Below are 11652 nucleotides of genomic sequence, written 5' to 3'. Positions count from 1 at the left end.
CATCGCCAGCGCCGTTGAAGTCCTCGGTCGCCGGGTGGCTGAGGCGGCGTGCGCATCACTTCTCCTGACGCAGCCCCCGGACCAGCCGATCCAGCCCGTAGGCGAACGCCTCGTCGACGTCGCCACCGAGTCGGAACGCACCGGCGAGTTCCATCTGGAGGAACCCGGTGGCCCACGCCGTGATGAGTCGGGCCGAGTGCAGGGCGTCAGCCTCGCCCACGAGTGCGGTGGATGCCGAGAGCACGGGGCGCGCGGCTCGCTGGAGGGCATTCAGCGGAGCGGAGGCCGTGAACATCAGCCGAAACCCGGCCGGCTGGGCGTGCGCGTGGGCACGGTACGCTGCGGCGAGCGCGGTGAGGTCCGTTCCGGCCGATTCCAACCGCACGGCAAGGTCGTCGACCACGGCCTCGGCGACGGCAACGAGGAGCGCCTCGCGATCGCGGATGCGCTTGTACAGGGACGGTGCGCGCACGCCGACGCGGGCGGCGACTGCCTGCATTGTGAGCCCCTCCGGTCCCGCGGACTCGAGGATCTCTCGACCTGCGGTGATGATCTCGGCGTAGGACGTTCGTGGCGGCGTCGGCATCTCGACCTCCATGGGTATTGACATTAGCTATGATAGCTATGGGGATTAGACATCGCAGACCTCTGAAAGGGATTCGCCACGAAGCTCGCGCCGCATCTGCATCGCCTGGGCAACGACATCGTCGCCGCCTATCTCATTGATCTGCCGGAGGGAATCACCCTCATCGATGCGGGCCTCCCCGGTCATTGGAACGACCTGCAGCGTGAATTGAAGGCGCTCGGAAAGCGTGTCGACGACATCCGTGGGCTCGTCCTGACGCACGGCGACAGTGACCACATCGGCTTCGCCGAGCGGCTGCGCCAGGCCGGTGTGCCCGTGTTCATCCACGCCGCCGACGCGCATCGGGTGCGCACAGGAAAGAAGCCGAAGACCGAGATCGGCCCGGCCCGTATCGGTCCCGTGCTGCGCTTCCTCGCGTACAGCCTGCGCAAGAACGCGCTGCGCACTCGTCACGTGCACGAAGTGATCGAGGTCGCTGACGGAGAGGTCCTGAACCTCCCTGGTGCCCCGGTCATCATCGGCATGCCTGGCCACTCGCCGGGGAGTGTCGCCGTGCACGTCCCGATCGCGGAGGCCGTCTTCGTCGGCGACGCTCTCACCACTCAGCACGTGCTCACCGGGCGGGAGGGTGCGCAACCCGCTCCCTTCACCGACGAGCCGGCGCAGGCGCTCAGGTCTCTCGATCGCCTCGCCAACCTGTCCGCGACGTGGGTGCTGCCAGGGCACGGTGCGCCGTGGCGCGGCGAACCCGCAGGCATCGTCGCTGCGGTTCGCGGCGCGGGCTGATTCGCGGGGGAGATGTCGTTTGCCGCAGCCAGGCGCCTGATGGGGTGTCATCGCAGGCGTGATGTCTGTTCGACCAGTTCCGCGAGCGTCAACGAGGTGCCGTTCGCGTAGGCATCCCGCCACTCCTGGCTCGAGAGTCCCTCGCGTACGCGCCGACGGTATCGCGCGAAGTCGGCGGGCTCATTCGCCCGCGGGTTGAAACCGTAGCGGAGTCCGATGGCGTCGACGGCGCCGATTATTCGCGCTCCGGCTGCATCTTCACCCAACGCCGCGGCAGCGCCGGCGGCAACGGAGGCCGCGATCAGAACGCTGATCGGATCGGCGAGCACTCGAGGTTCGTCAAGTACTTCACAGATCGCAGCAAGTGACGCGTGAGGATCGCGCGCGTCGAGACGCACTTTGGCTTCCACCACGCGTGACATCAGACTCACCCAACCGTGGCCCGCGTGATCGGCGAGTTCATGCGCGGTCTTCGCATGGTGAAGAGCTCGGGAATGGTCGCCGGCGGCGCGCTCAACCTGTGCGGAGATCAGAGTGACCATCGCTCGCGTGCTCGAGGAGGCCTCCGCCACGTGATCGTGGGCGGCAAGGATCGCGGACATCGCGTGTTCCGCGCCGTCTGCGTCGAGGGTGTGGAGGTAGGCGGAGAACGCATGGGCGAGAGCGAGGAGATCTGGGATCTGCGCGCGCGCGGCGCTCATGATCGCTTCATCGAGCGCGACGCGGGCTTCCGGCACGGCCCCGAGTTGGTATGCCAGGATGCCACGACCGAGTCGTGACTGTGCTTCGATGTGCGGCGGCGCTTCACCGGGGACGGCAGCGGCGCGTCGAGCCAGGCCGAGCGTCGCTTGTTGCGTGCCCGTTTGCACGCCCGCCCACGAGAGGCCGGCCGCGATGCTGAGCGCGCTCGTCCTATCTCCATCCATCACTGCGTTCTCGAACGCCGCGGCGATATCAGCACGCTCGGCGTCCAACCGCTGCCAGGCCTCCCGCGCATCCGTCGTCGTGAGATCGTGGAAGGCGCGCAATGCGCGGGCTGCGAACCACGCCGTGTGACGGCTCCGCGATCCTTCTGGTGGTGCGCTTCCCGTGGCCACGTGACGGCGGATAGCTTCGGGCATCCGGAAGAGCCGAAGGTCGCCGAGTAGCTCCTCGCGCACCAGCGACCACCGAATCAGCGTCTCCAATTCGTCCTGGGTCGTCCCCCCGACGGCGGCCGCGGCGTCCTCAGCGAAGGGCCCGCGGAACTCGGACAGCTCGCGAAGAGCGTCGCGCTCGGGATCCCCAAGGAGGGCGATCGTCGTGTCGAGGGCGGTGTCCAGTGAGGCGCCACCGTCACGCGGAGTCAGCAGCACCTCGATCACCGAGCCGGGTGGTATCTGAGCAACACGGGCCGCCGCCATCTCGATTCCCAGGGGAAGCCCCCCGAGAGCGCTGATGAGGGACTGGACCTCACGATCATCAGGCGACGATCCCATGCGTAGTGCGAACAGCGCCTTCGCGTCTGCATGGCTCAAGGCGGCCACACGGCGCACGCTCTCCCCCGGGAGCCCCAATGCACGTCGGGCGGTGATCAGAACACAGACGCCATGCGCTTGTTCGAGGATCGTGATCAGATCGTCGACAGTGTCGGGACTCTCATCCAGTCCGTCCAAGACGATCGTCCCCCGCAACGGCGCAAGCCTCTTCACGAGATCCTCAGTCGTCCCGCCGGCAGCTCCCACGCTGAGGGATAGCTCCCGCATCCACGAGCGGCCACCGTCCACTCGACAGAACCAGACATGCTCTTGCGTCGAACTCGCTTGGCCGCGCGCCCACTCGATCGCCAGGCGCGACTTGCCCACCCCTGACGCACCGACGAGAGACACCAGGCGGGAAAGCCGCAACGCCGTGGCCAGGCGCGATTCATCCTCCGGGCGTCGGAGATACGCCGCGACAGGCGACGGTACTCCGATCCGACGCGTCGGCGCCGCGGGAAGCGCACCGCGACGCTCGACCGTCGCCGAGACCTCAGAGAAGCTGTGCCCCAGCGCAGACTCTTGTGCGGCAACCAGCAGCCCTCGCACTTCAGGATCGTCCGGGTCGATGGCGAGGAGCCTCTCGGCGATGGCGATCGCGAGAGGGTGCCGGCGGTGCGCATCGACGGCGCGGACGATCGCCCGCCGAACCGTTGCGCTCACCTGCGCGCGCGCCGCGGGCAGGAACGGGGAAACGCCGGCGCCCTCATAAGGCAACGCATCAACCGTCGATGGATCACGGAAGACTTCGAGCGTTTCCAGAGCGTGCGCGAGAGGAACCGCATCCCCCTCGGCAACATCGGCATACCGCCACACGTCCACCGAAAGATGCGGGCCGGGAACGAGGGCATACCCGTCCCGCCCTCCTCTGAGATGCTCACCCAGCGCAGTGGCACGCAGCCGCGAAATAGTGGCCCGCAACGACGAACGCCGACCAGGCGAATCTTCCCCCCATACGTCGTGCAGAAGCGTTTCGGAAGACAAGACCCTCCCTCTCGCCTGGATGAGCGCCGCCAGGAGCGCCCTCGCCCGAGGTCCACCGAGCGTGACGTTGCGATCATCGGCCTCCGCATGCATCGTTCCCAGCGCGCGAATGTGGACCACCGGTGCCGTACGGGTAAATCCGTCCATTGCAGAATCATTGCGGAGGACGGCGGGAACCGCGAGCACACGTGCGAGGTCTGAGGCTACGTACATGAACTCATCAACGGAAGCGCTCACGACGCTCACCTTCGCGACATCACTCGGACGCGTGCACGCACGCGTCCTCGGCGCCGGTCCGACCGCCATCCTTTGGCACGGGATGTTCGTCACTGGAAGCAGCTGGAACCCGATCGTGGACCGACTCGCCCGGACGCGACGGCTCATCGTGCTGGACGGTCCGGGCTACGGCTCGAGTGACGAGCTCGCACGATTGACATCGATCGAGGAATGCGCCGAAGTCGCGGCGCAGATCATCACCCAGCTGCCGGGCGCGGGACCCGTCGACTGGGTCGGCACTGCCTGGGGCGGGCACGTAGGAATGACAGCCGGAGCCCTCTCCCCAGAGCTCTTCAGATCGATCGTTGCCATCAGTTCACCGGTGCAGCCCATCGATCCTGTCTTCCGGATCAAGTTGATCATCGCGAACATGATGCTCGCGCGTTTCGGACCGATTGCGCATCTACGGCACGCCGTCCAGGATGCCCAACTCACAAAAAGCAACCGCCAAAACGCAGCGATGACAAGCCTCATCGACGATGCGATGCGCGGGACCTCCCCGAAAGCGCTGGCACGCACCGTGACGTCGTTCATCATCAACCGGACGGATGCAAGCCACCGCCTACCGCGCATCCACGCTCCCGCACTACTCGTGACAGGCGACGATCGCGGCGAGTGGTCTCCCGACATCATGGCCGAGGCAGCCGCCCTCATCCCCGACGCGCGCACGGCAGTGATTCCCGGGGCGCGAACACTCGTACAAGTCGAACAACCCGCCGCCACGGCCGATGCCATCGAAGCCTTTTGGGATGCCATCTGACCACACCTGACCGGCAAGGCAGCCGGGCCTTGCCGGTCAGGTGGTCGCCGTTCGCCAGGTCCCGCGCCCGCTTAGCGGCGTGTGGGTGTGGCGAGCCGGCGCGCGCCCTCGATGACGGCGCCGCGGTAGCGGTCTTCGCTGGCGTCGTGACCGGTGATCATGCGGACGACGTGGGGGAGCAGCGCGCCGTATCCGGCCAGGGCCAGCAGCATGACGTGGAGCATGTCTGCGTCGAGTTCGTCGGTGAGCGCGGCGGCCCGCTGGCCGGCCTCCAGCTCGCCGGTGCGCTGCCGGTACATCGCGACCCTCTTATCTTCGTCGGGAACCGTTTCGGTGTAGGCGAGCGCCTCCCACATCAGCAGCCTGATGAGTTCGGGATGCTCACGGTTGTAGTCGATCAATCGACCCTCGAACTCGGCGACTTCCTCGACGCCCGAGGGGCGGAAAGGAACTGCCCCCGCCCCTCGGGCCACCTTGTCGCGAAGGACGAGCGCGAACAGTTCCGCCTTGCCGCCGTAGTAGTTGTACACACGCTCCTTGTTGACACCGGCCCGCCGCGCGATGCGCTCGATCGTGGCTCCGTGTTGACCGTGTGCGACGAACTCGACGGTCGCCGCATCGATGATCTTTCGTTTGGTGCCCTCCACATCCCAGGCCATCGCACCCTCCATATCCAACGCATGCGTTGCTAATTTCGGGATATCGCGTAATGACGAACGGCCCGCTCGGCACCCGGCCCCGAGGCATGACGCCGGGCGCGACCATCCTGTTCGCGGTCGCGGGCGGAGCTGCCGTCGGCAACCTCTACTGAGCACAGCCGATCCTCGGCACGATCGCGGACGGATTCGGTGTGTCCACGAGCACCGCAGGACTGCTGGTCACAGCGACCCAGATCGGTTACGCGGTCGGTATGTTCTTCCTCGTCCCGCTCGGTGACATCATCAACCGGAAACGGATGATCCCGGCGTTCATGCTGCTCGCGGCGGTGATGCTCGCCGTGAGCGCCTTCGCACCCACGTTCCCGGTGCTGCTGATCGCCCTCACCATCGTCGGCGCCAGCACCGTGTCGGGCCAGCTGCTCGCACCCCTCGCCGGAGACATCGCCGCCGACGACCAACGGGGTCGCGTGCTCGGCACCGTGGCATCCGGCATCCTGCTCGGTGTCATGATCGCCCGCGCCATCAGCGGGATCGTCACCGACCTGATCGGGTGGCGGGCTCTCTACCTGGGCGTCGCCATCGTCATGCTCGCCCTCGCGATCGTCACGCACCGATCCCTGCCCGCCCTGCCCCCACGCCCACGGGTCGCGTACGGGTCACTGCTGAGATCCGTGCTCCGCACCTACGCGCTCAGCGCCACCGCCCGCTGGGTCGGACTCATCGGCGCCGCCGCGATGGCGACGTTCACCCTGTTCTGGACCGGACTGACGCTGCTGTTGATCGAGGAGCCTTTCGCGCTCTCGGCCACCCAGATCGGCCTGATCAACCTCATCGGAATCTTTGGAGCCGCCGCCGCCCTGCGCGTCGGCCGCCTCTACGACCGCGGACTCGCCGTCCCCGCCATCGGTGCAGGACTCGCCCTCGCAATCGTCGGCTTCGTCGTCGCCGGGCTCGGGGCATCCTCGCTCGCCGCGATCATCGTCGCCATCGCGATCTACTCCATCGGCATCCAATCAGTCATGGTCCTCACCCAAACCCGGATGCTGTCCGTGGACCCCGCCTCCCGCAGCCGCCTCAACACCGTCTTCGTCGTCGGCAACTTCATCGGCGGCTCCATCGGCTCAGCCCTCGCCAGCCTCCTCTGGGACCTCGGTGGCTGGACCACCATCATGATCACTGCCACCGGCATCCTCGCCCTCGCCCTCCTCATCTGGACGGCGGAACGCCAGCGCACCCTCGCCACCTAACACCGGCAAGGCATCGGCCCCGCCTCTCGCAACAGCATGGCGTCGCGGTGGAGCTCATCTGTGGCAACGCCGAGTCAGCGCCGCAGCCGGTTGCGTCGTTCGGCTTCACCGATCTCCAAGCCCCGCGCACGCGACCGAACGGGTCGCAAAAGCGGAGACACGAGAACCAGTGCGTCTACGGGACGTCGGGCCCGAGCATCCCTTCGATCGGGATGCCGGCCGCTGGGCCCTTGAGCTCAACGAGCATGGTGTGAGTCGGGGTGGTCCCGGTGTTTTTTCCGGTGTGCCTCTGAGCGGGAAGCCAGACACTGCGACCCGCTTCGAGCTCAACATCGCGGACCGTTCCGTTCACCTCGAGTTGGCGGCGAAAACCGCTGAGCGTGATCAGTGTCCTTGCCGAGGACACCGTCGTCGCTGCACGGCTCTACGAGATGCTTCTTCCGTATCGGCACCAGCACAACATGACCGTGGCGATGGCACCATACCGCGGCCCGGTTTCGCTGACGCTCGGACGACTCGCCAACTTCCTGGGACGTCGGACTGCGGCACGAGGCCACTTCTCGGACGCCCGGGTTCAGAGCGAAGGAATGCATGCGCCGTGGTATTCGCTCGCCGCACGCGACGCCATCATCGCGCTCGGGGGCGATGACCCGCGCCTGACCCCGCGCGAGGCTCAGGTTGCCGAGCTCGTCACAGAGGGCCTCACCAACCGCGAGATCGCAGGATTGCTCTTCCTCTCGGAGCGCACCGTGGAAAACCATGTCAGCAGCATCCTGCGCCGACTCGACGTACCCAATCGTGCCGCCGCAGCCGCACTGCTCTCACCGGCCCGGTGAGCCGAACCTCCACGACCTGAATCATTGGCGCGGGTCCCGCAGATGTTGTCACTACGGCGTCACGGCAGTGAAAAGGCGGGGCCCGAAGGCCCCGCCATCCCCGTGTTTTCTAAGTGCCCCCGACTGGAATCGAACCAGCGACCTTTGGTACCGGAAACCAACGCTCTATCCCCTGAGCTACGGAGGCGTACCGATCGAGACTATCACCGCGAGATCGCATCGACCGCCGCGTCGAGTCGCTCGGCGAGGTAGCGATGACCGGCCGTCGACGGGTGCTGGCGACCCACTCCCGTGTCGATCACGTTGGCATAGTTCTCGGGCGTGATCCACGCACCGTGCACCGGCGAGACGTACCACCAGCCACGTGCAGCGGCGAGACCGGCGAGTTCGCGGTCGATCGCCGCGGTAGACGACTCCACCGGCAGGACGTGCGGAGCGGGGCCCAGGATCACGATCCGAGCGGACGGATACGTCGCCGCGAGCGCGTCCCATGCCGCATCGACCGCATCCGCGTAGCCGGTCGGATACAACAACCGGTCGTTGATCGACCCCTGGACGATGATGAGATCCGGCGCGATCGCGGGGTCAAGTTCAGCGATCCGCGCGCCGAAGGCAGGACCATCGATGCCGGCCTTCAAATACCCGCTCCCGCGCACACCATCGACGACCGTCGTCCACTCTGCGATGTCGGCAACCACGTAGGCGTACCCGAGCTCGGGAAGGGTGGCGGCGGAGCCGTAGGTCCACGAGTCGCCGAAGATCAGCACGGTCGGGTTCTCGGGAAGGTCGAGATCCTCGGGAGTGACCTGCACGGCGGACTGTCCGGCACCGGCGGCAACGGTCGCTTCGGGGGTCGCCCACGGGCGCCAGATCGCGACGACCGCGGCCAATGTCAGCATCCCGGCGAGGCCGGCGAGAACCCACGCGGGAACTCGTCGCAGAGGGATGCCGGACGCCGTCATGGGTAGAGGGTATGTCAGCCGCTTCCCCGCACCCAAACGTTCGTGTGACCGGAGTGATTGTGGGTCGGAAACCGCCGGTGCAGAAGCACCCCTCCGGGCATGCGAGGATACTTCGGTGCAACGCATCCTGACCGCTGAACTCGACCTGGAACTGGGGTCATCCGTCGACCTGATTTTTCAGATCTCGGCCGCTCAACCGGCGCCCGTCGTGCGTGAGGAACTGACGTTCACCCAGGGCGATCGCGTGTACACGCCGACCGAAGTCGTCGACCAGTCGGGTAGCCGCCTGCACCGCGTGCTCGGCGAGGCCGGGCCCCTCCACGTGCGCTACGAAGCGGTCATCGACGGCCAGGTCGCGCAGCGGTCCACGAGCGACCTCGAGGCCATCACCTACCTGCGTCCGAGTCGGTACTGCCAGTCCGATGAGGTTTTCTCGCAGGCGCGGCGGCAGTTCCGCGGGCTCCAGGGCATCGATCTCATCACGGCCGTGAGTGAATTCGTCGCCTCCAGCACGACGTACACGCCCGGGCTCAGCCAGGGGACCGACTCGGCCGTGACGACGCTCATGACCGGTCAAGGCGTCTGCCGTGACTATGCGCACGTCGTGATCGCGCTGCTGCGCGCGATGGACATGCCCGCTCGGTATGCCGCGTGCTTCGCGCCCGGTCTGCAGCCGATGGATTTCCACGCGGTCGCCGAGGCCTATCTCGACGGGAGCTGGTACGTGATCGACGCGACGCGGCTCGCCAACCGGCGCTCGCTCGTGCGCATTGCGACCGGCCGCGACGCCGCCGATTGTGCGTTCCTCAGCTATCACGGCGGGCACGTGGGCCTCCAGCGCATGCAGGTCGACGCGTGCATTCTCGCCGACGACGCGGCCGATGTTGCGGCACTCGACGCCGCGATCACGGCATCCGATCCCGCCGCCGACGACATCGCCGAGCTGATCCAGCTCGCGTGACACCCGCACTCTGCTCAGTCGTATGGCACCCGTTGCTGGTGTGAACTCCTGAGGCTCACGGGTCGGCTTGCGGCGACCGGACCGTGCGACCGGCCCCCCGGGACCCTCACCCACCCGGGGCACGCGCGATCGCGTGTGTCCGCGGCCCATATTCAGTCTGCACGCGGGCCGGCCAGCCCGTGCTCCGCGTCATGACGGGGGAGTAGCGCCGGGCAGTTCGCGGGGAGACTGAATACGGCACATGTCGGGGTGGCACCGGGCCGCGGCGCGGGGGTGGCTCCGTCGTATGGCGCCTGGGGTTGGTGCGCACTTTTGGGGCTCCAGGGGCGACTTGCGGCGTAGGGGCCCTGCGACCGGACCGCTGGGCACACGGGACGGGTGCGAGAGCGCCGGTAGAATTGGCGCGTTATGAATCCTGAAGCGCTCTCCGCCGCCCTGCTCGCCGTCGTCAGCCCGCTCGCCGAGGCTCGACTCCCGGGATCGAGCGAAGGATGGGTGGCTGAGGACTTCGTGATCGAGCGCCCGAAGAACCGCGATCACGGCGATTGGGCCTCCAACGCCGCGATGAAGCTCGCGAAGGGCCTCGGCGCGAATCCGCGCGAGTTCGCCGCCGAGATCGCCGCCGCCCTCACCGCGACCGACGGCGTCGCGAGCGTCGAGGTCGCCGGGCCCGGCTTCATCAACATCCGCCTCGAAGCCGGTGCGGCCGGTGCGCTCGCCAAGACGATCGTGGATGCCGGAGCTGCCTTCGGTTCGAACGACACTCAGCGCGGTCAGACCATCAACCTCGAGTTCGTCAGCGCCAACCCGACCGGTCCCATGCACATCGGCCACACCCGCTGGGCGGCCCTCGGCGACGCGATCGCCCGCGTGCTGCTCGCGAGTGGCGCGACTCTCGTCCGCGAGTTCTACATCAACGATGCCGGTGCACAGATGGAACGGTTCGGTCGTTCGGTGCTCGCCCGCGCGAAGGGGGAGCCGATCCCCGAGGACGGCTACCCGGGGTCGTACATCGACGAACTCGCCCGGCGCGTGCTCGCCCAGCGCACCGATCTGCTCGATCTGCCGGGCGACGCCCAACTCGACACGGCCCGCGACCTCGCGTACGCGCTCCAGCTGGGTGACCTGCAGGCGTCGCTGGAGAACTTCAACGTGCACTTCGACGTCTTCTTCAGCGAGCGGACGCTCCACGCGAAGGGTGCCAACGGTGAGCCGAGCCTCGTGGACGACGCGGTCGACCGTCTCCGCGCGCAGGGTCACGTCTTCGATCAGGACGACGCGGTGTGGGTGCGCACGACCGATTTCGGCGACGACAAGGACCGCGTCATCCGCCGCTCGAACGGGGAGTACACGTACTTCGCGGCGGATGCCGCCTACTACCTGAACAAGAGCGATCGCGGCTACGCGCACAAGATCTACCTGCTCGGCGCCGATCACCACGGCTACGTCCACCGTCTGAAGGCCCTCGCGGGTGCCGCCGGGGACGACCCGGACCGCGACATCGAGGTGCTGATCGGCCAGCTGGTGTCGATCAACGGCGCGAAGCTCTCCAAGCGCGCGGGCAACATCATCGAGCTCGACGACCTGCGTGAATGGCTGGGCACCGACGCACTGCGGTACTCGCTCGCGCGGTACCCGGCCGACTCGCCGCTGACCCTCGATCCCGAAGTGCTCACGAAGCGGACGAACGACAACCCCGTCTTCTACGTGCAGTACGCCCACGCCCGCACGCACAACGTCGGTCGCAACGCCGCGGATTCGGGCGTGACCCGCGAGGCGTTCGTGCCGGAGCTCCTCGACCACGAGACCGAATCGGCGCTCCTCGGCGCGCTCCAGGAGTTCCCGCGGGTGGTCGCGTTCGCCGCCGACGTGCGCGAACCCCACCGCGTCGCGCGCTATCTCGAGGAGCTCGCGGGCCTGTACCACCGCTGGTACGACAATTGCCGCGTCACTCCGTTGGGTGACGAGGAGGTCACCGACCTCCACCGCACGCGTCTGTGGCTGAACGATGCGACCGGTCAGGTGCTCCGCAACGGCCTGGACCTCCTCGGCGTGAGTGCGCCCGAACGGATGTGACG

10 protein-coding genes, 1 tRNA gene and 1 pseudogene are annotated in these 11652 nt (G+C 67.4%); 6 read left to right on the top strand and 6 right to left on the bottom strand.

The window, feature by feature from the left end; translation table 11 throughout:
* Positions 1-55: 55 nt before the first annotated feature.
* Positions 56-610: a TetR/AcrR family transcriptional regulator gene (locus N4R40_RS06750; RefSeq protein WP_261606597.1), complete on the bottom strand. Its 555-nt coding sequence runs from the start codon at positions 608-610 to the stop codon at positions 56-58.
* Positions 611-682: 72 nt separating this feature from the next.
* On the opposite strand from N4R40_RS06750, the gene N4R40_RS06745 reads away from it, so the two are divergent.
* The gene (locus N4R40_RS06745; protein ID WP_315902490.1) at positions 683-1372 is read left to right on the top strand and encodes an MBL fold metallo-hydrolase; all 690 of its coding nucleotides are present in this window, start codon (positions 683-685) and stop codon (positions 1370-1372) included.
* 47 nt (positions 1373-1419) lie between these two features.
* Here N4R40_RS06745 and N4R40_RS06740 read toward each other — a convergent pair whose 3' ends face one another.
* Both N4R40_RS06740 and N4R40_RS13195 read right to left on the bottom strand, forming a co-directional pair.
* On the bottom strand, positions 1420-3711 hold the full coding sequence (locus N4R40_RS06740) for an ATP-binding protein (protein ID WP_261606596.1): 2292 nt from the start codon (positions 3709-3711) through the stop codon (positions 1420-1422).
* Positions 3712-3792: 81 nt separating this feature from the next.
* Positions 3793-3966: pseudogene (locus tag N4R40_RS13195) on the bottom strand (winged helix-turn-helix domain-containing protein); the annotation flags it as partial.
* A gap of 118 nt (positions 3967-4084) precedes the next feature.
* Between N4R40_RS13195 and N4R40_RS06735 the strand changes: the two are divergent.
* Positions 4085-4909: an alpha/beta fold hydrolase gene (locus N4R40_RS06735; protein WP_261606595.1), complete on the top strand. Its 825-nt coding sequence runs from the start codon at positions 4085-4087 to the stop codon at positions 4907-4909.
* A gap of 71 nt (positions 4910-4980) precedes the next feature.
* On the opposite strand, the gene N4R40_RS06730 is transcribed toward N4R40_RS06735, so the two are convergent.
* On the bottom strand, positions 4981-5568 hold the full coding sequence (locus N4R40_RS06730; protein ID WP_261606594.1) for a TetR family transcriptional regulator: 588 nt from the start codon (positions 5566-5568) through the stop codon (positions 4981-4983).
* A 161-nt stretch (positions 5569-5729) separates the two neighbouring features.
* Here N4R40_RS06730 and N4R40_RS06725 point away from each other — a divergent pair, with 161 nt between their 5' ends.
* On the top strand, positions 5730-6815 hold the full coding sequence (locus tag N4R40_RS06725) for an MFS transporter (protein ID WP_261606732.1): 1086 nt from the start codon (positions 5730-5732) through the stop codon (positions 6813-6815).
* Positions 6816-7195: 380 nt separating this feature from the next.
* A complete protein-coding gene (locus N4R40_RS06720; protein ID WP_261606593.1) occupies positions 7196-7651 on the top strand; it encodes a helix-turn-helix transcriptional regulator in 456 nt (151 codons plus the stop codon).
* Between the two features lie 114 nt (positions 7652-7765).
* Here the strand turns inward: N4R40_RS06720 and N4R40_RS06715 are convergent.
* A tRNA-Arg gene (locus N4R40_RS06715) sits at positions 7766-7838 on the bottom strand.
* Positions 7839-7854: 16 nt separating this feature from the next.
* Positions 7855-8613, bottom strand: coding sequence for an SGNH/GDSL hydrolase family protein (locus tag N4R40_RS06710; protein WP_261606592.1), 759 nt, complete (start codon positions 8611-8613; stop codon positions 7855-7857).
* Positions 8614-8728: 115 nt separating this feature from the next.
* On the opposite strand from N4R40_RS06710, the gene N4R40_RS06705 reads away from it, so the two are divergent.
* On the top strand, positions 8729-9574 hold the full coding sequence (locus N4R40_RS06705) for a transglutaminase-like domain-containing protein (RefSeq protein ID WP_261606591.1): 846 nt from the start codon (positions 8729-8731) through the stop codon (positions 9572-9574).
* 408 nt (positions 9575-9982) lie between these two features.
* Positions 9983-11650, top strand: a complete 1668-nt coding sequence (locus tag N4R40_RS06700) for an arginine--tRNA ligase (RefSeq protein WP_261606590.1) — start codon at positions 9983-9985, stop codon at positions 11648-11650.
* Positions 11651-11652: the final 2 nt, after the last annotated feature.

The sequence above is a fragment of the Microbacterium memoriense genome, from assembly GCF_025398275.1.
Lineage (GTDB): Bacteria > Actinomycetota > Actinomycetes > Actinomycetales > Microbacteriaceae > Microbacterium > Microbacterium memoriense.
This window is presented reverse-complemented; position numbering and strand designations above follow the sequence as displayed.